Annotated in this window: 23 protein-coding genes and 1 pseudogene; 6 read left to right on the forward strand and 18 right to left on the reverse strand. The window is 63.2% G+C overall.

Features of this window, described 5'->3' with window-relative positions; translation table 11 throughout:
• Positions 1 to 156 precede the first annotated feature (156 nt).
• The 10 genes from ACIBJI_RS41120 to ACIBJI_RS41165 form a co-directional block, all read right to left on the reverse strand.
• Positions 157 to 1,038 carry a bifunctional DNA primase/polymerase gene (locus ACIBJI_RS41120; RefSeq protein WP_397088521.1) on the reverse strand — a complete coding sequence of 294 codons (882 nt, stop codon included), beginning with the start codon at positions 1,036 to 1,038 and terminating at the stop codon, positions 157 to 159.
• 189 nt (positions 1,039 to 1,227) lie between these two features.
• Positions 1,228 to 1,512 (reverse strand): bifunctional DNA primase/polymerase, encoded by a 285-nt coding sequence (locus ACIBJI_RS41125; RefSeq protein WP_397088523.1) that lies wholly within the window; start codon positions 1,510 to 1,512, stop codon positions 1,228 to 1,230.
• A 111-nt stretch (positions 1,513 to 1,623) separates the two neighbouring features.
• Positions 1,624 to 3,408, reverse strand: coding sequence for a ParB/RepB/Spo0J family partition protein (locus ACIBJI_RS41130; protein WP_397088525.1), 1,785 nt, complete (start codon positions 3,406 to 3,408; stop codon positions 1,624 to 1,626).
• Positions 3,409 to 3,546: 138 nt separating this feature from the next.
• On the reverse strand, positions 3,547 to 3,762 hold the full coding sequence (locus ACIBJI_RS41135) for a hypothetical protein (RefSeq protein ID WP_397088527.1): 216 nt from the start codon (positions 3,760 to 3,762) through the stop codon (positions 3,547 to 3,549).
• A 113-nt stretch (positions 3,763 to 3,875) separates the two neighbouring features.
• Entirely contained in the window at positions 3,876 to 5,108 is a 1,233-nt protein-coding gene (locus ACIBJI_RS41140) for a hypothetical protein (RefSeq protein WP_397088529.1), read from the reverse strand.
• A gap of 74 nt (positions 5,109 to 5,182) precedes the next feature.
• The gene (locus ACIBJI_RS41145; RefSeq protein ID WP_397088531.1) at positions 5,183 to 5,614 is read right to left on the reverse strand and encodes a hypothetical protein; all 432 of its coding nucleotides are present in this window, start codon (positions 5,612 to 5,614) and stop codon (positions 5,183 to 5,185) included.
• The gene (locus tag ACIBJI_RS41150) at positions 5,553 to 5,753 is read right to left on the reverse strand and encodes a hypothetical protein (RefSeq protein ID WP_397088533.1); all 201 of its coding nucleotides are present in this window, start codon (positions 5,751 to 5,753) and stop codon (positions 5,553 to 5,555) included. The genes ACIBJI_RS41145 and ACIBJI_RS41150 overlap by 62 nt, the downstream gene beginning before the upstream one ends.
• 167 nt (positions 5,754 to 5,920) lie before the next feature.
• Positions 5,921 to 6,202, reverse strand: a complete 282-nt coding sequence (locus tag ACIBJI_RS41155; RefSeq protein WP_397088537.1) for a hypothetical protein — start codon at positions 6,200 to 6,202, stop codon at positions 5,921 to 5,923.
• Positions 6,199 to 6,336 (reverse strand): hypothetical protein, encoded by a 138-nt coding sequence (locus ACIBJI_RS41160; RefSeq protein WP_397088539.1) that lies wholly within the window; start codon positions 6,334 to 6,336, stop codon positions 6,199 to 6,201. Before ACIBJI_RS41160 ends, ACIBJI_RS41155 begins: the two co-directional genes overlap by 4 nt.
• A gap of 80 nt (positions 6,337 to 6,416) precedes the next feature.
• Entirely contained in the window at positions 6,417 to 6,689 is a 273-nt protein-coding gene (locus ACIBJI_RS41165) for a hypothetical protein (protein WP_397088541.1), read from the reverse strand.
• 383 nt (positions 6,690 to 7,072) lie between these two features.
• Between ACIBJI_RS41165 and ACIBJI_RS41170 the strand changes: the two genes are divergently transcribed.
• Entirely contained in the window at positions 7,073 to 8,524 is a 1,452-nt protein-coding gene (locus ACIBJI_RS41170; protein WP_397088543.1) for a hypothetical protein, read from the forward strand.
• Between the two features lie 58 nt (positions 8,525 to 8,582).
• Here ACIBJI_RS41170 and ACIBJI_RS41175 read toward each other — a convergent pair whose 3' ends face one another.
• The 7 genes and pseudogenes from ACIBJI_RS41175 to ACIBJI_RS41205 all read right to left on the reverse strand — a co-directional run bounded on the left by ACIBJI_RS41175 (position 8,583) and on the right by ACIBJI_RS41205 (position 12,689).
• Positions 8,583 to 8,960, reverse strand: a complete 378-nt coding sequence (locus tag ACIBJI_RS41175) for a tyrosine-type recombinase/integrase (RefSeq protein WP_397088545.1) — start codon at positions 8,958 to 8,960, stop codon at positions 8,583 to 8,585.
• 456 nt (positions 8,961 to 9,416) lie between these two features.
• Positions 9,417 to 9,614: pseudogene (locus ACIBJI_RS41180) on the reverse strand (IS3 family transposase); the annotation flags it as partial.
• A gap of 49 nt (positions 9,615 to 9,663) precedes the next feature.
• Complete coding sequence (locus ACIBJI_RS41185; RefSeq protein ID WP_397088547.1) at positions 9,664 to 9,939, reverse strand: hypothetical protein; 276 nt, start codon at positions 9,937 to 9,939, stop codon at positions 9,664 to 9,666.
• Positions 9,940 to 10,009: 70 nt separating this feature from the next.
• Positions 10,010 to 10,336 carry a hypothetical protein gene (locus ACIBJI_RS41190; protein WP_397088549.1) on the reverse strand — a complete coding sequence of 109 codons (327 nt, stop codon included), beginning with the start codon at positions 10,334 to 10,336 and terminating at the stop codon, positions 10,010 to 10,012.
• A gap of 652 nt (positions 10,337 to 10,988) precedes the next feature.
• Positions 10,989 to 11,810, reverse strand: a complete 822-nt coding sequence (locus ACIBJI_RS41195) for a peptidoglycan-binding protein (protein ID WP_397088551.1) — start codon at positions 11,808 to 11,810, stop codon at positions 10,989 to 10,991.
• Positions 11,811 to 11,928: 118 nt separating this feature from the next.
• Positions 11,929 to 12,372 (reverse strand): RICIN domain-containing protein, encoded by a 444-nt coding sequence (locus ACIBJI_RS41200; protein ID WP_397088553.1) that lies wholly within the window; start codon positions 12,370 to 12,372, stop codon positions 11,929 to 11,931.
• A 185-nt stretch (positions 12,373 to 12,557) separates the two neighbouring features.
• The gene (locus ACIBJI_RS41205; protein ID WP_397088555.1) at positions 12,558 to 12,689 is read right to left on the reverse strand and encodes a hypothetical protein; all 132 of its coding nucleotides are present in this window, start codon (positions 12,687 to 12,689) and stop codon (positions 12,558 to 12,560) included.
• Between the two features lie 729 nt (positions 12,690 to 13,418).
• Here ACIBJI_RS41205 and ACIBJI_RS41210 point away from each other — a divergent pair.
• Positions 13,419 to 14,102 (forward strand): transposase, encoded by a 684-nt coding sequence (locus ACIBJI_RS41210; protein ID WP_397088557.1) that lies wholly within the window; start codon positions 13,419 to 13,421, stop codon positions 14,100 to 14,102.
• A gap of 188 nt (positions 14,103 to 14,290) precedes the next feature.
• Here the strand turns inward: ACIBJI_RS41210 and ACIBJI_RS41215 are convergent, their stop codons facing one another.
• Positions 14,291 to 14,665 carry a hypothetical protein gene (locus ACIBJI_RS41215; protein WP_397088559.1) on the reverse strand — a complete coding sequence of 125 codons (375 nt, stop codon included), beginning with the start codon at positions 14,663 to 14,665 and terminating at the stop codon, positions 14,291 to 14,293.
• 635 nt (positions 14,666 to 15,300) lie between these two features.
• On the opposite strand from ACIBJI_RS41215, the gene ACIBJI_RS41220 reads away from it, so the two are divergent.
• The 4 genes from ACIBJI_RS41220 (at position 15,301) to ACIBJI_RS41235 (ending at position 20,664) form a co-directional block, all read left to right on the forward strand.
• Positions 15,301 to 16,737, forward strand: a complete 1,437-nt coding sequence (locus tag ACIBJI_RS41220) for a phospholipase D-like domain-containing protein (protein ID WP_397088583.1) — start codon at positions 15,301 to 15,303, stop codon at positions 16,735 to 16,737.
• 271 nt (positions 16,738 to 17,008) lie between these two features.
• Positions 17,009 to 17,536: a M23 family metallopeptidase gene (locus tag ACIBJI_RS41225; protein WP_397088561.1), complete on the forward strand. Its 528-nt coding sequence runs from the start codon at positions 17,009 to 17,011 to the stop codon at positions 17,534 to 17,536.
• A 52-nt stretch (positions 17,537 to 17,588) separates the two neighbouring features.
• Positions 17,589 to 18,716, forward strand: coding sequence for a hypothetical protein (locus ACIBJI_RS41230; protein ID WP_397088563.1), 1,128 nt, complete (start codon positions 17,589 to 17,591; stop codon positions 18,714 to 18,716).
• Positions 18,717 to 19,626: 910 nt separating this feature from the next.
• Positions 19,627 to 20,664 (forward strand): peptidoglycan-binding protein, encoded by a 1,038-nt coding sequence (locus ACIBJI_RS41235; RefSeq protein ID WP_397088565.1) that lies wholly within the window; start codon positions 19,627 to 19,629, stop codon positions 20,662 to 20,664.
• Positions 20,665 to 20,841: the final 177 nt, after the last annotated feature.

The raw sequence follows: 20,841 nt of genomic DNA on the forward strand, positions 1-20,841 counted from the left end.
GGGGAGTTAATGCACGACGGCACCAGCGCGGTGGCGGGCACCAGCGGCTACTACATCGACCCGATCGCCCCGCTGGGCTGACTTCAGTAAGGTTGAGTGAGCGATAATGCCGCCTATCGTGCGTTCGTTCGGTCGCTGGCGAGACACTGATGAAGGTCAAATGTTCGACCTAATTCTCCGTGGTAGCCGCTTGCCATAGGCGATGGCGTCATCGATCGTGCGCACCACCTCACCGGTGGTGTAGCCAGCGATGCCGACATGCGGTGCCGAAGCCGCGATCAGTGCGTTCCTGGCGTCGTGCTCGGTCAACTCCCCGCCGCCCACTAATCGGCCGAGGGTGCGGGCCGCCTTCAGCAGGATGATGTGGCGCGTGCCGACTTCGGCGGCCGTCACGGCTCGTGCTTCGCTGTCGACGATCGCGCTGATATAGGCAGCGGCCTTGGGGCTTGGCAACCACAGTGTCGGCCCGGGATCGGGAGGCGCGGGTGGGGTCAACGCCTCGGCAAGCCACCCGGGCAGCTCCGCGGCAGGCTCCGCGCGAACGACCCGGTAGTTGCCGTTCCTGACGATCGAACCGGCCGCAACCACATAGCCGCCGTGCGCGCGGGTGTCGATCCGCCAACCGAGCTTGGCCGTCGTGTTGCGTAGCGCAAGCCCGGCCGGTGCCCGGAAATATAGGTGAAACCCCGTCGGTGTGGCCACAGTGTAGGTGTCGGTCGGGACTTCTTCGCCAGCGCGAGCAGCCAACAGTGCCAACACATCTCGACCGTGGCGCGCGCCCGTGAACCTCTTCGGCGGGTGACCGCCATGGCCGTCATCGAGGTCGATGACAACCAGGCTGGACTTTCCGGTCACGATGCCGAGGTTGTTGCGCGCACCGTCGGCCCAGTACCGGTGGATGCGATCGGGATCGGTGGTGGCCCAATGTTCCCAACCGCGCACCGCGGGAGTCTTCCCGAGTGGGACCAACGGGATAACGCTCCAACCACGGCCTGCCGCAGCCAAAGCCGCGCGGAGCAGAGCGGAATTCCTGATCATCGATCTTCCGATCCGCGCGGCGCGATGCATTCGGGCTCGTTGTTGCACACCCTCTGATAGCAATGAATCAACGAGGCAAACACGCATTGGCTCCTGTCGTTGATGACGTTGAAGAGAACCCGAACCAACCCGTTGATAACGGCTGGGGTGGCGATGGTCAGCGTCGGTGGCGCGGGCTGGGGCAGATGGTCAGTGAGCCGGGCCAGGGCCTCGGTGAGGTCGTGAGCGGGTGGGCTCCATGTGGCGTGGATCGAGATCGATGACGTGCAGCCCGCTGGGCGGGCCGGTCGCGATCGCGACGTTGTAGCGCGGGTTGTAACCCCACCAGCGGTGGATGAGATCTTTGTCGGTGCTGGCAAGTTCGGGCCAGCGTTTGATCGCTGGTTTCTTCCCACCCGGGCGCAGCGGGAACACCGGCCAGCCGCGGGCGGCGGCAGCAAACGCCACCGCCCGCAGGTCTAGGACAGCGGTCACGGGATGGACCTCCTATATGTTCGAAGGAAGCCCAACCCTAGGCATGCCGGTACGCGCGCGGTAATGAACGAGGCGCGCACCGGCATGCCGGGAAGTGGCCGAGGAGGTTGGTCAGGCGGCGTCGGCCTGCTGCGGCTCGTCGGGTTCGGTTGCGGCGGTGTCGATGTCGATGTCGTCGGAGTTGACCTCGCCGAGGGCGGCGAGTTCGACGGGCACGAGCGAGTGGCCGAGCTGGCCGAGGAATTTCAGGTAGCGGCGCACGCCGCGGTCGGCGTAGCGCCACAGCGTCTTTTCGCAGCGGCTTTCGTAGGCACCGAGGACGAGCGCGAGCACGATCACCTGGGCGCGGGCCGGTTTCGCGGTGTCGAGGTCGGCGAGCACGTCGTCGCGACCGCGGAATCCCTTGATGCCCAACAGTTCCAGGGCCGTGCTGAAAGCGTGGTACTCGCTGAGCAGCCCGCTGTCGGAGACCAGCGCCTGGGCAAGGAACACCGGAGCCTGCGCCGGTGGGGTCTTGCGTGTCAACAGCCGCGTCACGAACTCGGTGCGGGTGGTCTTGGCCGCGAACCCCTGTTTGTTGAGCTCGCGGACCCGCCGCCGCGCCAACCGCTCCTGCTCCCGGGCTGCTGCGGCTGCCTGCGCGGCGGCCTCGGCGGCGGCGCGACGTGCGGCGGCGAGCTCGTCTCCCTCGCCCTGCTCGTTCTGTTCGTCGTCCTGGAAGGCGTCGCGGGTCTCGGTGCCGGTTTCCTGCTCGCGCTCACGCAGCCCGGCCGCCTCCAGTCGGTCGCGGGGCAAGAAGTATTCGGTGAGGATCTGTTCGCGCTGTTGCACCTCGCGGGCGTGGCGCAGCCCCTCGGTGGGTTCGGTATCGGGGTGCTCGCGAGTGTCCCAGTCCACGGTGTCGGGGTCGACGAGGGCGCCGGTGTCGACTTCGACCCAGACCATGTCCTCGCTGATCTCCAGCCACACCAGCCAGGAACCCGGGTTGGCGTTGATGTGGCTGATATCGACCGCGGTGCCGTCGGCGTCGACCAGATCCGCTGCCAGCACGAGCGGCCCATCGTCGGTGAATTGCTTGTCGTCGGGGTAGTCGGTGAGGATCCCGACCCCGGCCTCGGCGTAGGGCAACGCCGCGGCCAGGTAGGCGCGTGCTTCGGTGCGGTCGGCGGCGATCCGGTTGGCTTCGTAGGAGAACCAGTTGCGGTTGGCGCGGGTGAGTCGTTCGACGGCGTCGGTGTCGCCGAGGTTGTCGTATTCGGCGATGAGCGCGGCCTGTTCGAGGTCGTATTGGCCCTCGTCGACCAATCCGCGTGCGGTGGTCGAGGTTCCGATCTTGCCCGCACGTTTGACGTTCTCGCGTTTGGTCTGCAGGGCTTTGCCGACCCGGGTGACGGTGGCACCGAGGTCCAGGGCCAGCGCGATGCCGGCGGCACGGTCGCCGTCGGTGAGCGGGATGCGGCGGTCGTTGACATAGATCTGTTCGAGGACCCGGTCGATCTCTGCTTCGTTGGCATCGACCGAGGTATCGAAGTCGGTGATCCACACCGGCACCTCGGACTGTTCGAACGCCAGCGCGGTGAGGGTGCGGACCTGCCCGTCGCGCACGACATGGCGTCCGTCGGGCATCCAGATCACCTTGATAGGGTTCTTCACACCGTGCTCACGGATGGATTCGGTGACATCGGGGTGGTCTTCGAGCCGGAAGGTCTTACGCACGTTCTCGTCGATATCGAGCTCGGCGGGATCCATCGTCGGTCCCCGACCCGTCACCGGCACAAGCACCGCGCTGTCGGACTCGGAGCCGACCTCGCTCGCATTGGATGTTGCGTCGTCGATGGTGATGGTTGTGTCGGTATCGATGGTGTCGGGGGTGGGTGTGTCGGTGTCGTGTGACATCGAATATGGCTCCTATCGTGAAACGGGTAGGCACCGGCCAGCTTTGGACTGGCCGGTGCCTACCTGAGAGCGGATATGACAGGTGTGAACTGGTGACGCGCCGCCCGAGGGGCGGCGCGGTGGATTCGGTTGCGGGGGTTAGTTCTTGGTGCGGGCTGCGACGTTGATCGGGTGCAGGAACCGCGCGCCGTGGTCGTCGGGGTCGCTGTAGCCCCAGTGCTTGGCTTTCCAGTCCGGGTGCTGCTCACGCCAGCGGGTGACGGTGGGTTCACCGAGAGTGGTGACGGTTCCTGCGGTACCGAAATGTTCGGCACTGTCGAACTCCGCGCGGGTGAGGGTCATGGTGTCGGGCATGCGGAAACAACCTCCTCGAGGGTCTGGGCCGCCAAGGGCCCCAGGGGGATGGATGAGGGAGAACAACGACTTGATCCGGTCGGCGGGGCTGTGCCACGGGCCGCCGGTGGCGCTCAAACCAGCGACATCGCTTGCAGGGCAAGGTCGTCGAGGGTGTCGGCGCGGACAGGGTCGGGGATGGTTTGGGAGTAGCTGGTGACGGCGTTGGCGATCCCGGCGGCGGTGAGCTGACCGCCGGCGATGAAATGGCTGAGGATCCCGCTGCGTTCGTCCTCGGTGAACCCCAACTTCTTGGACACGACTTCGATGGTGCGTTCGGGGTGCGCGACCGGAGTCGCGGCGTGCCGCTCCAACTCGGTGATACGGGCGGCCAAGAACTCCGGAGACAGCCACTCGGCGACCTTGTCGCGGGTTTCAGCGGTGATCACCGCCAGGCGTTTGCGGTAGGTGTCCTGCGACCAGCTTCCGCCGACCTCGAGACGGTCCCCGATATGGCGTTTGGTGTAGGCGAACATCGGCAACGTGAGCCCGTTGCCGCAGATTTCGACCATCAGCTCCGGTTTTAATGTGACTGCGTGGTGGCCGATTTCGGAGTTGGAGAACCGGAACCCGGCGAACACGATCGGCTCGCTGCCCGGACGATAGCCGTGGCCTTCGCGGGCCGCGACCGGGCGCCACCGCTCCAACTGTCCTGCGGCGCGGCGGCGTTCGGCCTCGAGGTCGGGGTTGGCGAACGGGGTCCGATAATTCGCGAGGAAACCCGGTGCCAGCGCCCGCACTTTCGGTGAGTACACCTTGCAGTGCATGGAGGACTCGGTCAGATCACACGAGCGCACCGACACATCGGCATCAGCCTCGCGGATGCCTTCCAGCACGGCGGTGAGGACGTCGAGGTTGTCGATGATGCCGTAGCGATCCGACAGCACGGCCCGCAGGATCCCGGGCTCGTCGGGGACTCCGGAGGTGAACAGGCGCAGCAGAAACGACCGGTCATCACCCGTGCTGGGCAGGCGCGGGTCGTCGCAGCCATGCAGCAGGCCATTGATATTGGCGTCGTACAGATCGGTCCGCGATTCCTCGCGCAACCATTTGAGATATCTGACGGGGATTTTCAGCTTGGTCCCGAGGTGGGAGTCGGCGGCGGCGGTAGGCCGATAGAGGCCGTCGACGAGGGTGAAACCCCGCTCATCCAGGACCGGTTCGACCCCGGACAACTGCAGCAGACCATCACTGGCACGCAACGCCGACGCCGGGGCGACGACATCGAGTTTCGCGGCCTGCTGAACATTCAGCAACCCGACCAGATCCTCCAACTCGGCGTGACGCACACACGTAGCGGTCGACATGAGTCAAAACTCCTCTCGCGCAGATGGATACGGATTCCAGAGCAGGTGAGTGCAGGCGTGGGCCGCCGTGCGGGTTACTGCTGTTGGCGCAGTGCGGCCACCAGCTCCCACCACGCATCGACCTCGGCGCGGGCCACGGCGTGGCGATGAAAGGCGAGTTGCTCGAGGCTTTGAATGGCCCCGAGGGCGCGGGCGGCGTTCTGGCGGCGCTGCTCGGCCGCCCAGTGCCGATAGCGGGCGGCGCGGTCATCGGTGAGGAATTCACCGGTGATCTCGGTGACGGTGTCGCTCACCAGTTCACGGATGTCCGCGTCGGCGGTGGCCAGCGGATACCCCAGATGCACACTCAGATAGCCGGGTTCGCCTAGACACACCAGCGCGGTAGCGCCGCGCCCGGTCGTGCCCGGTTCGAACCGGGCGGTGACGCGGGGATTGCCGAGGCGCTCATCCTCGACGACGAGACCGAAGAACCGCAGCACCACTCGGCCGGGCCTCGGTGATGCCATCGACCATCGGATGGTGTTCGCTCACGTCGGCGGACACCTGCCCACGGATCGGGGCGTCGTCGGTGGCGAACAGGGTGTAGGCGGATCCGTAGTCGGTGGAGTTGGTGTAGGCGCTGACGGCGAATGCTGGGGCGGGCATGACGAATCCGGGTTTCCTTCCGATGACGTGGTGTGTTCATTTGGCTGCCCGGACGGGGCCGGAGAATGGCTGCCCGATCTGGGTGACCGATGCCCGCGACCGGCGGCCGCCGCGCGATCGCGGTGTCGGCGAAGTCGGTGATGACGACCGCGGTAGCGAGGCCGGGCTCAGGGGCGCAGGGCTGCGGGCCGGGTGCACCCGAACTCGGGGCCGGCGCCGATGTCGCGGCCGTGGCACCAGTTGGTCCACGCGTCGGCGATATTCGGGCGCGAACCACCCGCGGCGACGACGACGGCGAAGGCATGCCCGAAATCGATCGCCTCCCAAGCACCGACCCCACGCGCGTCGCACCAGCCACGCACGTAGCCGATCGCCTCGAAACACAACAGCTCCGCGGTACGGTTCCGCATCGCGTGGGTGTACTGCTCGAACTCCGGTACCCGAGTCACTGGCCTGCTCCGGGTTCGTCGGCGACTTCGCCACAGATCAACCATGCCCGCCAGGAGTTCGGGTTCGGGGACAGGGTGGTGCGCCGCTGGAGGAACTCCGGCGCCACTGGTCGTGGCGGCTGGTGTACGGACATGGCGAATAGCTCCTTCGTGAGATCGACGAGCCCGCCCCGCACCCATGCGGGTGCGGGGCGGCTGTGACAGAGTTTGTTTTTCAGGCTGAGGCGGCGGGTAGATAGGTGCGGGCCTCGACGATGACGCGGACCTGGTTGTGGACCTCTTCGGGCCAGCACACCGGCCCCGACACCGCGAACTCGGTGACCGGCAGCTCGATCGGTTCACCTCGTAACCGGCCCGGTTCGCGGCGCTGCGCGCTCACCCGCACCACCCCCGAATTCAAACAAGGTCCGCAACTACGTGGCGAATTGAGTAGTTCGGTACTCATGTGTTCGTCGGCGGGGCCGCATACGGTCACATGTATACCCATTGTGCTGGATCTTACGGGAGTCGAAATGCTCAGGACACACAGCGTTGATCCAGGCGCCCCCTGAGCAGATCGCTCAACGTCTTTCGCGCCATCCAGGCAGGTGAGAGCAAATGAACCATCTTCCCGTCATCTATATCCGCGGGTATGCCGGTGCCACGAGTGGAATTGACCGCCAAGTTGATGATCCCTTTGTCGGCTTTTCCGGATTGAGAGTGCATGGACCGGGCAGGACACGGAAATTTGGTACGCCGCCGCCCTTCTATCGGAGACTGGCCGGGGCCCATGCAGCGGTTAACGATGTCGTTGTCGCCCCGAACGACGCCGTCGTGACCGTTCCAGACGGATTTCCGTCGTATAAGACACTAAATTAGGAGAGACAGAACATGGCATTTACAACCATTGAAGTGGCATATCGCGATGATTATAACTTCGGAGTCGGGGCTGACATGGCCACTGGCAGTCCCATGGGGTTCGTGGTCGATGGTACCGAGGTGGGTGTGGAGCATGCCGGAGGCGCTAGCGTCATCTTCGAGGTTCGGCGTATCACCACCACAGCAGAACTTGAGCAAGCATTGGGTATCGACGCTAAAGCCAGCTTCGGCTCCGGGTTGTTTGGAGCGGGCATGTCGGCCCGGTTCTCCTACGCAACGAGCTCTAGCGTTCAGAGAGAGTCGCTGTTCATGGCCGTCACTTCGCGCGTGAGCCTGCAACACCTGTCGATCAAGGCTCCCAAATTGACGCCAAAAGCAGCGGAGATGGTCGACAATCCGACCGTTTTCGCAGAGCGCTACGGGAATATGTTCGTCCGCGGAATGGATCGAGGGGGACTGTTCATCGGCGTCTTTCGCCTTGATGTGCGCAGCGAACAAGACCGCACGGCGATCGCGGCCAAACTTCAAGGGAGCTACGGGTTGTTTAGCGCCAGTGCCGCCACGGCATTCGACGAGGTGCGCAGTACATACCACGCTGATGCGCTGGTCAGCATGTATCACGAGGGTGGCCCGATGGATTTGGCAATCACCGACCTAACGAAGCCTAGTCAGCTGTTGGACAACGCAAATAAATGGCTTCAAGCATTTAAAAACAACCCTGACGAGAACGCGGTGCCATATACCGTCACGCTTGCTCCTATTTCGATTGCAGAAGCCCCGATGCCTCCGAACGCAGCAGATCTCCAGAAAGCTCAAGATGTGCTCGTGATATGCGCGGAGGAACGGAGTCGCATATTCGACAAAATCAACTTGCTCAAGTATGTCGTGGACCACGAGGACTACTACGACTGGACGGGGAATCCTGCTCCGACGACTTCCTCGCTTAATTCGGCCATCAATGGGTTCGAGCAAGATCTCGACCTGATTTCCATGTGCGCAAGTGAATCCATCAATCACCCCTCACAAGCCCTGACCCCCGCCTCATTCGCTCAGCAGCAGGGCAAACCTTACCCTGCAGGGGCAATACCGTCGCCAATGCCGACCCCCAGGGCGCTCACTCTTCAGGTCGGTGGACAATGGGAAATTGTTGAATCGAATGGATCCCACATAAAGCTCGTTGTTTCTCAGGACGGAGATAAACTCAGCGCCCAGGCTTCAGTGTTTATTTTTGGGCCAAATCAGAGCATTAAGAGTAGCGGACATGTATCCGGCGATAAATTCTTTCTTCGGATCGAGTGGAGTAATGGCGCAATCGGAGAATACAGCGCAAAATTTACTCAGGGGGGCTTTCCGCCTGGATCCCAGGGAATTCTTCAAGGGACGAGGACCGTCGTTGGAGCGCAGGGGGACCCTCAAGGGACTGCAGGATGGGAGAGCGCGGGCCTCGTAGCCGAGTTCAAATGAGCGCCCACGGACACGGTGGAAAGCCGCTGACACACACGTAGATCCGTTGCGGATCTGTCTAAGAACCCGTCTCGACTCTCCGGAGATATGAGATCGCGGCCCACTGCTCATCGCTCACCGACGACCGATACGCCCCGCAACCATGCTCGCGCTGTCGACTGTAAGTGCCTGTGAACAAACTGCACGCCCATGTAGACACGACCGCCCGCGATATCTGGGCGACATCACCATCCAGTGGCGTCGCCCGCTCCTTGGCGCCCTTGTCCCAGACCCGCAGCCAGCCCCGGCCCATATCGACATCGGTGATGTCGAGGCCGAGCACCTCACACGACCGCAGCCCGCAATACAGCATCAACCCGGCCATGGCGCGATCGCGCCAGGTCCGCAAGCTCCCCAGCAGCCGCGTCGCCTCCGCGAGGCTCAGCGGCTGCGGCAACCGTCTGGGCTCCCGCAGCCGCAGCGCCGACCACGGCGCGGGCCGCGGACCAGATGCGCCAGCAGACCGGCCTTTTCACCCGGTGCAAACCGCTGCGCATCACGACCTTTCGGCACCGGATTCAGCAGGCTCGGATCCCGCATCGCCCGGAACGCGAACAGCCCCGACACCACCACCAACGGCAGTTGATCGTCGTCGGCGCATACCCATCCAGACGCTGCCCGCGCAGGTCGACCACGTTCGGCCCGGACGCGCCGGCAACCGACCCGCCCTGCACGCGGCCAAAAACCGCAGCAACACCGGCGTGGTCACATCCTCGAAACCAAGATCCTCGTGTCGCGGCGGGCAATCCGCACGCGTTGCGACATTCGTTCGGCACCGCGCTGGCCGAGGCGAGGGTCGATCTGGCGGTCATGCAGGCCCGGCCAGCTCGGCCAGATACGCATGATAGAACTCTTCCACTGTCGAGACACCCTCGGATTCACCCTCATCGACCGCGGCCTGACGAACCCACTTGCGCAACGTCTCAGCGGTCATCCCCATCCGGCCCGCGATCGTGGTGATCACCGCCCACTCCGAGGCGTAATCGTCTCGGTGCTCACGAACCAGACGAACCGCCTTCGCCCTCGTCGCCGCGTCGTACTTGCTCGGCAGATCTCTACCTTCCCATTAAAGAAGGTGAGCATCAAACCCGGGAGACGGTTCAGGTCGCCCTCACGGGTGACCGAGGATCGGCAACCAGCAGCGAATGGAAGTCGACTCCCTCGTCCAGGCCGAGTTCCTTGCGGCAGCGGGTGAATACCGAGCTGACCGACCCGGCAGTGAGATGGTCGCTGCGCTCGGATGGCCAGAAGGAGGTATTGCCCGGTGTGGAAATGGCGGGTCGCACCTCCTCGATCCACTGCTGCAGCGAATCGACGGCCCAGTCGAACAGCGGGACGGTCAGCACCGATCGGCGCTTGGTTGGCGAACGGCGCATCGCTTTGCCGTGGCGAACCCTCATGATCCCGTAGCGGCCGAACTCGGGCGCTTTCGGGTTGCTGGCCAAATCACAGAGATCGAGCTTGGCCGCTTCGGTGCGTCGCAGACCCCCAGGCGTAGGCAGCTTTGAGCAGCACCAAATCACGGAAGGCAGTGATCGAGCCCTTGCGACCCGAGGGCTGCACAGCTTCGGCGCGATCGTCAACATAGTCGAACAGCGCCTGGAGCTCCTCGTGCGTCAGCGCTCGTTTGCCCGGACGTCCCCAGGCTTCCTGGACATGGCGGCCGGTGTTCCACTCGGTGCAGATCTGGATGGGGTGGGTGCCGAAATAGTGCAGGCACTCATCCGGCCATCCGTAGGCCGGATCGGTGAGGTAGTCGCAGAACTGCCGCAAACTGGTCTGGTAGCTGAGCAGAGTGGCATGGCTGAGGTTCCTACCGCCCGCGCTTCGGCCAAGAACGCGTCGGTGTCGGCCACGCCCACGCCCACGGCCCGGTGTCGGGGAAGTCAGAATCGGCGTACCGGGCGCTCACGGGGATCGATAGTGCCGAAAGCGAGTTTGCGGGCCACCCGCTGGTCGCGGCAGCCGTCGAGCATTGCCTGAAACACTTGCTCATCGGGGTGCAGCCGCGGCAGACCCGCACCAGATGCAGTCCAGCAGAGCCCCCCGGAACCGCCACACTCACTCGTCGCACGCCATGGGGTAAATTCGCGTTTTCTGCGAACGGGGAGAGACTGTAGAGGGCAACGGATTTCGACCGCCGCGTTTTCGACTACATGAGAACATGTTGTCACACAGGTAATGTCTGCAGCCGAGCGTTCATGATCTCACCGAATCGCCTGGCTGCTGCGCTACCGAGCCATGTCCAGCACCCTAGTCAGGACGACCGATATCGCACCGTTGCGAGTTCGTATCTGCCGCAATTCGCGATGGAAGCAGTTGGTTCACCGGCACTCACACTGCCCGCTGACCGGTTTGTAGTCGGCTTCGCCGACGCTGCCGGAGGGTCGGCATATCCTGGTTTCGTTCACCGATGTCCTCTCATTCAGAACATGTCGACAACCCACACCTCCATGTCGAACGCGGTGTTATTCGGATCGCTGGGATCGGCGATACGGTGCTGCTGGATAGCTTTGCCCAGGCTGAGGATGTCGGCGCGCGGGGTCATGAACTGGGCTTGGTTCGACGCGTAGGTGAACCGGCACCCGCCGACCAGCGCGGACTGAGCCAGCCGCCGGATCTCGTTGAGGGTCACCGCGCTGAGCGGTGAACTGCGCACACAGATATCGCTGGCGCATCCGTGGACCAATGTTGAAGTCATCGGCCGGCCGTGAGCGTGCTGAGATTCGGTGGCGAAGTCGGTGAAGCCGACATAGTCGGTCTCACCTTCGCCGTAGATGTTGATCCTCATTGCGTTGCCGATAGGGTTGATCGGTGCGCCTAGATGCTGGGCGCGCCCGTCGGGCCCTGGGTTGAGCACCCGCGGCGGGGTCGGACACAGTGTGTGATCATGCGGAAGGCCCGCCTCGGTCGGCGAGACTAGTCCCTTTTCAGGTGGCATCGTGTTCTCGAATTCGAAGACCTCGTCGTCGAGAAACTTGATCGTAAGCTTGCCGACAATGCGGTCCGCCGTGGTCTGGCCAGGAGACAGGATGTGGCGCGCATTCTTGTAGTTCTCGACCGCGTCGCCGGTGTCCCCCCCATAAATGCCGTCAACTTCTAAGCCGGCGTCGTCTAGCTCGTTGAGCGCGCTCTGAATCCGCCGCACGTGCTCGCCGAGAGCATTGATTCCCTCTCCGATATGTGCTGGACCAGACACCAGGCAGTTCTCCAGCTGTGGGTCGGGGACCGGCGAGGTGAGCAGCATACTATTGAGTCCCATAATTCGTTATCCCTCCTAGGTAATCGGTTCGGCCATGCCAGAGCCGTTTCTCCGCGGCGAGGTACCGATTCGACTGGCACCAGCACTTTGGCGCAGTGGCGTGTCAGTCGATCGGAACTCCGTGCCGCCAAAGCTGGTTGCCGCCGCCGGTTGAGTCCCACTGGATCACGCGCGCCCCGATATCGCGTGAGCCTCCGGCCACGTCTAGGACTTTCCCGGAGTGTTTCGCGCGGATTCGGTAGAAGCCGTCGCCGACATCCTCGACCGCGAATCGCTGGTTGTCGCCGCCGGTCCAATCCCACTGAATGACTGCGGCGCCACTGTCGTGGGAGCCTCCGGCGATGTCGAGAACCTTGTTCGTGTGCTGTGCCCGAATCAGGTAGAACCCGTCGTTGAGGCGTTCGAACCGGAACCGTTGATTCGGGTGATCCGCGAGGATCTGCCACTGCTGCAACCGTGCGCCGGAGTCGCGTGAGCCCCCGGCGATGTCCATTACCTTTCCTGAATGGCGTGCTGTAACTGTCCCCCAGACATTCGAGATCGGCATAACTCCTCCTTGGATTTGCCGTCCACAACGATCGGTCGGTATTTTTTTGCAGGACTCATAGGTGTCGCGCCTGGTGTATCCGGGATCTGGATTGCGCCGGCCAGTTCAAAGCCTGGCTATTCGAAACAGGTGATCGAATACACACTTCGTCGGTCACGGAAATGCTGCTCGAATGTCGAGGATGTTCAGACGAGATGCAGGTAAGTGTCGCCGCTGAACACCGTGCTGTAGATGTCCCAGCCGCCGCTGATCTTCTTCCCACCTTCGCCGGCCGTCCAGAAGGCGCCGCCGCTCTGGACCCGTCGTGGCGATACCACTGCAGATCGCCGTCCGGTTCGATGCCGTACATCGCCGTGCCGACAACTCGCGTCATTTTTGTTCCTACCTTTGTTTGTCGAGAGTGATAGTTCTGTTAGCAATCCATACGTTTTCGGCCCTCGGTCCGCAATGCGAGTCCCAGCCTTGTATTCACCTGGGCCGTCCATCCTCGGAAATGGTGTTGCTCAATAGGTTCGGAATCCATCGCGCTCTCACTCCTCATCGAGCTTCGACCGACCTAACTAAGCGATTAGCGGCAACAACGTGGCGCAATACCCCGGCTACACATCCCGGGCCATGGCCCAAACCGAACCCACCCGGGAAATCTTGAAACTGAGATCATTGTGGTCCTCAGAACGCGAACTCTCGCGAGTAATCACTACTCGTTTTTTCTCGAGTACTCGCCCAACGGCTCAGCTCGGATCCACCGACCGCATTGAATCGCTTGTAAGTGTTGGAGATGGCCGGCCCGGGGCTGGCTGACAGGATCGGTGTTCGTCGCGACATCCGGTGTGACTCGTGAATCGTTTGCCTGTTCGAGTGCACTTGCCGGGATCTGTCCACTGGTTGTGGCGGCGACGCCGGTCCGGTCTGCTTCGGTGGCTTGATCAGAAGCCTGCCCGACCTCGTTGCGCGGGGTCGTGGCTCATTACAGGCCTGCCTCGAAGTTCTCCTCCCGGGCCGACGCCGACCAACGACGTCGCCCATCGGAAGGACTTCCGCCGTCAATGCCCATCGTCTCGGAGCAGTACGAACTCGTCATCGGCGTCGACACGCACGCCGCCAACCACGCGCTGTCGGTCGTCACCGCTGCCACCGGCGCCGCGGTTGACCAGGCAAGCTTCCCTACCAGCACGGCCGGGCTGGATCGCGCCCGAGCATGGATCACACGTCGGGCTGGTGAACGGGCCACTCTTGTGGTTATCGAGGGCGCTGGCTCCTATGGCGCCGTCCTGGCCGAGCGTTTGCTCACGGCCGGGTTGGCCGTGGTGGAGCCTTCCGCGATGGCGGCCGCGGATCGGCGTGGGATCGGCAAGACTGACGAACTCGACGCCGGGCGCATCGCCAGATCGGTGTTGTCGGTCGAGGTCGGTCGGCTTCGCCGACCGCGTGCGGACGGACCCCGAGTTGCGATGCGAGTTCTCATGATCGCCCGGGAGCAGATGACCAGCGAAAGCACCCGCACCATCAACGCGTTGACCGCACTGGTTCGTACTGTCGAGCTCGGCGTCGACGCGCGGAAACCGTTGACGAGCAAGCAGATTGAGGTGATAGCAGGATGGCGCACACGGCCCACCGACAATGTCATCGCGCGAACCTGCTATCGAAGTGGTTTCAATGACGGCTGGCGCTGCACGCCAACCGTGGCCTGCCGCGAGATGGCTGGTCAACCGGATTGTGTGAGGCAATAAACCCCTTTCCTTCTTGACCAGCATCCCACACCCTCGGCGGCACGTTGTTGACAAAGTTTCTGTCCACAGCAAAGTCGGGCGCCGCGGCGCTGTGAGCGTCGATTGCGTCGTGGCCAACGGGGGCTTCGGGCAAGTGAGAAGATCATTCGCCTTGACGTGCCACTATCTGGTTTGGCCAGGCTGTGCATTCACGCCTGCGATGGTTGCGATGTCTCCAGTGGTTCGGAATCGCCTACCACCGATACCGATGATCCGCTGGGGAGCACTGTCGCGAGCTCGTCGGCCAAACCTCCGCCAACGGTGTCGACGTCGAGTAGGAGCAGGTATTTGTGGAGGTTCGACCACGTACGGGCGCCGAGCAGTTCCAACCCGAACGCGTTTCCGGCTCGCCGGGGTGGCAGGTTCGGCAGCGATTGCAGGAACGGCACCATGGACTGGAGAACCTTGTCCCGAGCCGCTTTCTCCTCGCGCATTTGTTCATCGCTTGGAAACGATCCGTTGTCGGATCCCTCTTCCCGGTATCCAACCGCAGGTGTGTTGATGGTGATGGTCATTGTGCCCATCGGGCTTCCCTTTCTATGCGGATCGTCTGCATGAGAGTGGCGCGATACCAATGTCGCAACCTCAGCATCAGGCTGCGGCGCCGGTCTGTCGCGAGTAACGCCCGCTTGAGTCGCGCAGGCGTGCGGGGCCGTTGTGACAGCGCCAACCCAGATGGGCAGGTGGCCAATGGCGAGAGCAACTGACCTGGGCGAAAACACGTTTGCGGTGCCTAGCGGTCGCGGTGGAAGTCGCTCGAGCGTCCCGCCGGCAAATTCGCGTATCGGGTTACTCGTGCAACCGAGCGGCAGCGGCGACGACCGTTGATCGAGGACACGGCGGCGACGCGGTTCGCATGGGTGCCCATCGCAGGCCGCCCGAAGATTGGAGGGTCTCGATGAAGGTCAGTGTGTGCCATAACGGGGATGACGTTTTCATTTCCTGGAAACCGCCCGGGCCGATCGATGACTGCCGCGGTTTCGCGTTGCGACGTCGGCGCAACGGTGCCGACGAAGTCGTCAAGACGTGGGTCGGCTTCGCCGGTCAGAAGCACGAAGAGGGCGAGCGGCGTGACTCCACGCAGTGGCCGATTCAGCGTTTTCAGTGGACCGACTACATGGCCGATCCCGGTGACCGGGTGGCGTACCAGGTGGTGCCGATGGTCGGACCTGACAGGGACCACCTCTCGCCAGCTGAGGACCTGGCCAGCGAGTGGACCGATGAATTCACTCTCGATCACCAGGTCTCGCCGCATATCGACGCGTACTTCAACCGCGGGATCGTTGCCGCACAGTGGGTTTCACGGCGGCTGCACCTCACCGACGATGATCCTCGAACGAAGAGCCTGGCGACCAAGAAGCTGGAGACGGTCATCGACACCCCCGACGACCCGTTCCGGAACTACTTGACGGGCCCGCTGGGCGCTCGGCTGTTCGAGCTTCTCGCCGCGTCGGCCAATGAAGGGCGCGATGTTTTCGCCGCACTGTATGAGCTCGACGACGAACAACTTGAGTCTGCGTTGGAGAAGCTCGGTAAGAACGCCCATATCGTGCTCGCCAACGGCAGCGTCGAAAAGAAGGGGGAGGACCAGAACGCTCCGGCGCGTGAGCGGCTGAAGGACATCGTCGATCTGCACGATCGCATGGTGTCCCCGCGGGCCCTGGGCCACAACAAGTTCCTCGTCATCTGCGACGAGAACAACAAGCCTCGCTGGACATGGACCGGTAGCCAGAACTGGACCAAGACCGGGCTGTGCACCCAGGCCAACAATTCGGTGCTCATCGACGACCCCCGCCTTGCCAGCGAGTACCGCAAGCAATGGGACCGGCTCAAGGACGCCGAGGCGGCCACCCCTGACACACTCAAAGAGTTCAACAGCGAGCCCCGCAAGCTCAGGATCGGGCCGGCCGAGGTCACGTTGTGGTTCACCCCGACAATCGGCCAGGTCGACCTGGCCGAGGCCCGCGAAGCGATCGACAAGGCCGAACGAGCCATCCTCTTCTTGATGTTCAATCCCGGCCCGCGTGACACGCTGCTCAACCACATCATCGATGTCGCACGCAAGCCAGAAACAGCGAAACGTCTCTACATCAAGGGCGCCATCAACCAGGATCCGAGCGTGCAGAACGTCAAGGTGCCAATCTTCGCCCAGGAGAACGTCGTCAACGCCGACTTCGAAGTAGTACTGCCAGCCGCCATCGACAAACCGACCGAATGGTTCATCGAAGAGTTGAAGAAGCTGCCAACGGCCAGGGCGATGGTGCACAGCAAGGTGGTGCTGATCGACCCCTTCGGTGCCAACCCGGTGGTGATGACCGGGTCGCACAACCTGGGCACCAAGGCCAGCGGCACCAACGACGAGAACTTCCTGATAATCCGCGACGACCCGGGGTTGGCCTCTGCCTATGCGACCAACATCATGGCCGTGTACAACCAGTACCGGTGGCGATTCAACCGCGTCAACAAGGTGTCCTCCACGAGCTGGGACGGTTTGAAAGACAACAAGTCCTGGCAGCCGTGGTTGTGGACAGGCGAGAAATTCCAAGCCATCAAAGACGCCAAACTACGCGAAATGGACTTCTGGGCCAGCGACTGACACTGCCCGAAGGGCGTCGATCAAACTCCGCTGATAGCCGTCTCGACCTCGCTACGGTTGGCCCGTCGGTTCGGTCAGGCGCCTACCAGAGATCAGTGGTACGCGCCTGCTCCGCACAAGGCACGAGTAGTGGACTATGTGTTCCACCTGTGGTCGCGCTACGTAGCCGGACCAGAGCTTTCGAGTAGCTCGGTACTCTCGCCTGCCGACGTCGGGCCGCGCAGCATCGATTCGAGGATAGCGATCGCATCGACCGGCCGAGGAGTGGATCATGGGCCCGTTTAGCCTCACGATGTCGAACCCGTTCGTCGCAGGTGCGGCCGGCACATTCAGTGGCGGCCCTGGGGTGGGCGGGCATCGCGGACCGCATTGGTACGAGGCCTTCGGTATGGATCTCGACGCGCCGGTCGGGACCGAGGTTCGCGCGGTATTCGACGGTGTCGTCACCGACTTCAAGAGTCCGGTGTCGAGTGGCAAGGCGTACGGCCACCAGGTCTGGATCCGCGCGGCGAACGGTGATCTGGATCCGAACGCGCCCGGCGGCGTCGGTGGGTTCTACACCCATTTGACGACGGTGGGGATCGCCATCGGCACTGCGGTGACGCGTGGACAGGTGCTCGGCGCGATCGTTTCCTTCGGCGGTATCCCGCGGCACCTGCATCTCGCGATCGCCGAGCGCCGCGACGGCACGAACTTCGGAGTCGATCTCTACCAGGCTTTCAAGGACACGATCAATTCCGCGACGCTCATCGATATCGAGTTCCAGCAGAACGGAAATTCGCCGTCGGTGACCTTCTGACAATTCGCGTTCGCGCACAAACGACATCGACGCATCGCAACGAGGAGACACTATGGGCGTTCCCATCGCACCCAGATTCGGGGGAATTCCGCAGTTCGCGCAGTGCCTCGGCGGGGCGCGAATGACGACCGACGGTTTCGACTCGGACGGATCGCTCGTCGTCGATACGCCGAACGATCCGATAGCGGTCGGCGCCATCCAGGCTGCGCTCAAGGACCTGGGATATCCGATTCTGGTGACGTTCGTGTACGACGAGGCCACCGCCGCGATCGTTTGTCAGTTCAAGATCGACCAGAACCTCGCGGTTCCACCCCCACTGGTTGCGCACGACGGTGTCGCCGGTCCTGGGACCACCGGACGTTTGAACGCGCTGTTCACTCCGGCGCTGAAGCCCGTAGCACCGCCGATCCCGGTTCCACCGCCACCGTCGCTGCAAGAATGGGCGGATCTGATCAGCCTTCGCCCATCGGTGCCGATGCAGTTGGCGTTGAACGACCGATTCCAAGTTTTCGGACGACCCACCCGAGTCGTCCACGCACTCGAAGACGCGGTCGGGCCGATCAATCTCGACTTCTATCCGATTCGAGTCGAGGCAATGCCCACCAGCGAGGGCGCCACAATGACAGCGGAAGATCTGCTCGAAATGATCCGCCGTAACATCAACATGTTCATCGACGGGTCTCCCGACGGATGCAATTTCGACCCGCTCGATCCCGCCATCGACCCCGCAGCGTGGGTTCCGCTGTTCCTTCCGCGGGGTTTCCCGGGAGCGGTCATCTCGATAGACATGTTCTCCAACGGATTCAACGTCGACAGCGGATCGGTGGTCGCCGCCGAGATCGCTGCCGACCACTGGACGTTCTCCACTGTGTGGACGCCTGGCGACGGTGGCCATCCCGTCAGCGGAAATCGCCGTTTCGGCTTCGAGCCGCGAAGCGCCGGCGAGTTCGTCTTCTCCACGCGGGGAGCGGATCGAACGACAAGTCAACTCGACCACCAGTTGGCCGCAACAGTTTTCGGCGCTGCGCACCAGCTATGGCTGTCCTTCCAGCGCCGAGTCGCCGCGTTCGTGAACAACAACGGCGGCCGCGCACACATCGAGGACCCGACGTCCGACCGTTACGATTGGCCGACAGTCCAGGCTACCTACCACCATCCGACTGTCGAGTGGGCAAACTGACCGGCGATGCTGCCGAAAGCTCGTCGAGTGGTGGATGTCGTCGACTGCGACGACGACCCGCGAACCCGACGACTCGGCGAACAAGTCGTGGGCGACCTGCGTCACGACCCGGGTGTGGTCGCCCCCGACGACTTTGTTCGAGTAGACACTGAGCGCGGCGAGCGGAATGACTTGCGACGATGCGGTGGCGCTGACCCACCGAGTCGCCATTTCGAGGCACTCGGCGAGCCGCATCGCTTCGCGCACAAGCCGTGTCTTGCGCACGCCCGCATTGCCCACGAGCTGCAGACCCGGCGCATTGCCGCGTACCGTCTCGCGCAGGACTCGCAACTCCGCGTCGCGTCCCCGCAACGGCCAACGCTCGACCGTGCCGCGAGCATATTGCCCTGCACACGTAGCCGGCTGGGTTTCGAGTACGTCAGCACTCACGCCGCCACGCGCACGCGGACCCGGTATCGAATCGAGTGCAAACGGGCACGCTGTTCTGTCGATTGCCATCAGGACACCGGCGAACGCCATTGCCGAGTCTCGCCCGCGGGTGGCGGTTCTGCACGAGGGCGCGGCAACTCACATTCCCCGACGAGCGCAATCTCGCCTGACCGCTGGGCAACGACGAAACGTTGTGCCCGTTTACGATCGAGCGCAACGATTCTACCGCCACTCGATCGCGGTGACCCACTGACGGCAATCGAGTACTGCGCTACTCGCGCCGAATTCGGGGCACCTCAATATCGTGGGATCCGACACAATTCGTGCGCTCGGAGGTCGAAACTGTGAATCCCCGCGAAGTCGCTATCCGTAGACAAGACGCCGAACGACGACGGACCTTCCGGGACCGGCGATGAGCCTCGGCAATCCGCGATTTGCAAACGACACCGTCCTCGAGTCGTGTGCATCCGGCGCTCGGGTCATGGGCCCTGGCGACAAAGGTATCTCGGTCCGCCGGATCCAGTGGGCCATGATCGATCTCGAATTCGATCTGCCGATGTTCGGGGCCGACGGATCATTCGGAGAGGAAACCGTCTCCGCTGTCTCGGCGTACAAGCGCTCACGCGGCATCGAACCTTCGGACGGCAAGGTCGGCGTGAAAACGATGACCCGCCTCGACACCGAACCGCTTCACAGCCTCGACGATCAGCAACTCCACTACTCGGACCGAAAGTCCTTCTATACCAACCGGGCGCTAGCCAAGGCCAACGACGCTGCCCATATCGAGTGGGAACCCACACTGGGCTGGGCTGCGAACAGGCCGAGAATCATCGACCTCTACGGCTACTATCGCGATCTCTACGTCGCCGCTCCACTGGAGTTTCTGTGGGCGGGGTTGGGGCGCATGGCAGGCGGAACCATTGTCGGCGGTCTCGACGCGGATCCTGGCTTCATCGAGCAATCGATCATGGTCCGCATCGGGCGCGACATCTTTTTCGACCTCGCCTGGATGCACGAAGCATTTCTCGATCATCCAACCGAGGCAATCAAACTCGGCCACCTCCATGACCGGTTCGCCGAGTACACCGCATATCTCGGTGGAGTCCCGCAATTTCTCCGCGGGTTCCCGACACGTTCGTACGGCGCCGCGTGGAACAAGATCACGACCGGCCTGGTGGCGGAGGGTAACCAGGATCTGCTCGAGAACGAGCAGCGCACCGTGATTCAACCGCACTACGACGTTCTCCGGACGATGTTGTTCGCAGGCCTACCGACACCGTTCACCAACAACGTCCACCCCTACCACCGAGCCTTCATCGTCGATCTTCCTGGCGCGGACATTCTGCTGTTCGAGGATCGATGGCAGTGGATCACGTTTCCCAACGGCATGTTCCAGCGATGGGGCGACATCGGCGCCGACGAGCGGCTTCGGTTGGCGACACTGGCGATGGACGACATCATCGCCGCCCGATTCGGCGGACCAGGACGGCCCGACCTCCTGCCGCCGGGAGGACCCTGACGTGAGGGTGCGCGGTTCGCCGCTCGTTGCTCATCCGGGATCCGACAGCCTTGTCGCGTCGGGCGCAGACGGCGACTACGGGAGCGAAACGGAAAGTGCTGTTCGCAGGTTCAAGATCGAGGTCCTCGGAGTCGCGCCTGGGGAGATCGTCCCGGACATCGGAGTACCTACCGCACA

It is taken from the genome of Nocardia sp. NPDC050408 (assembly GCF_044458905.1).
In the GTDB taxonomy this organism is placed as follows: Bacteria; Actinomycetota; Actinomycetes; order Mycobacteriales; family Mycobacteriaceae; genus Nocardia.

Bases quoted from the DNA above. Each gene is read 5' to 3' on its own strand.
- ACIBJI_RS41120 (WP_397088521.1), bottom strand. From the start codon at position 1,038: ATGATCAGGAATTCCGCTCTGCTCCGCGCGGCTTTGGCTGCGGCAGGC.
- ACIBJI_RS41130 (WP_397088525.1), bottom strand. From the start codon at position 3,408: ATGTCACACGACACCGACACACCCACCCCCGACACCATCGATACCGAC.
- ACIBJI_RS41135 (WP_397088527.1), bottom strand. From the start codon at position 3,762: ATGCCCGACACCATGACCCTCACCCGCGCGGAGTTCGACAGTGCCGAA.
- ACIBJI_RS41140 (WP_397088529.1), bottom strand. From the start codon at position 5,108: ATGTCGACCGCTACGTGTGTGCGTCACGCCGAGTTGGAGGATCTGGTC.
- ACIBJI_RS41145 (WP_397088531.1), bottom strand. From the start codon at position 5,614: ATGGCATCACCGAGGCCCGGCCGAGTGGTGCTGCGGTTCTTCGGTCTC.
- ACIBJI_RS41150 (WP_397088533.1), bottom strand. From the start codon at position 5,753: ATGCCCGCCCCAGCATTCGCCGTCAGCGCCTACACCAACTCCACCGAC.
- ACIBJI_RS41160 (WP_397088539.1), bottom strand. From the start codon at position 6,336: ATGTCCGTACACCAGCCGCCACGACCAGTGGCGCCGGAGTTCCTCCAG.
- ACIBJI_RS41165 (WP_397088541.1), bottom strand. From the start codon at position 6,689: ATGGGTATACATGTGACCGTATGCGGCCCCGCCGACGAACACATGAGT.
- ACIBJI_RS41170 (WP_397088543.1), top strand. From the start codon at position 7,073: ATGGCATTTACAACCATTGAAGTGGCATATCGCGATGATTATAACTTC.
- ACIBJI_RS41185 (WP_397088547.1), bottom strand. From the start codon at position 9,939: ATGCGCCGTTCGCCAACCAAGCGCCGATCGGTGCTGACCGTCCCGCTG.
- ACIBJI_RS41195 (WP_397088551.1), bottom strand. From the start codon at position 11,810: ATGCTGCTCACCTCGCCGGTCCCCGACCCACAGCTGGAGAACTGCCTG.
- ACIBJI_RS41200 (WP_397088553.1), bottom strand. From the start codon at position 12,372: ATGCCGATCTCGAATGTCTGGGGGACAGTTACAGCACGCCATTCAGGA.
- ACIBJI_RS41210 (WP_397088557.1), top strand. From the start codon at position 13,419: ATGCCCATCGTCTCGGAGCAGTACGAACTCGTCATCGGCGTCGACACG.
- ACIBJI_RS41215 (WP_397088559.1), bottom strand. From the start codon at position 14,665: ATGGGCACAATGACCATCACCATCAACACACCTGCGGTTGGATACCGG.
- ACIBJI_RS41220 (WP_397088583.1), top strand. From the start codon at position 15,301: ATGGTCGGACCTGACAGGGACCACCTCTCGCCAGCTGAGGACCTGGCC.
- ACIBJI_RS41225 (WP_397088561.1), top strand. From the start codon at position 17,009: ATGGGCCCGTTTAGCCTCACGATGTCGAACCCGTTCGTCGCAGGTGCG.
- ACIBJI_RS41230 (WP_397088563.1), top strand. From the start codon at position 17,589: ATGGGCGTTCCCATCGCACCCAGATTCGGGGGAATTCCGCAGTTCGCG.
- ACIBJI_RS41235 (WP_397088565.1), top strand. From the start codon at position 19,627: ATGGGCCCTGGCGACAAAGGTATCTCGGTCCGCCGGATCCAGTGGGCC.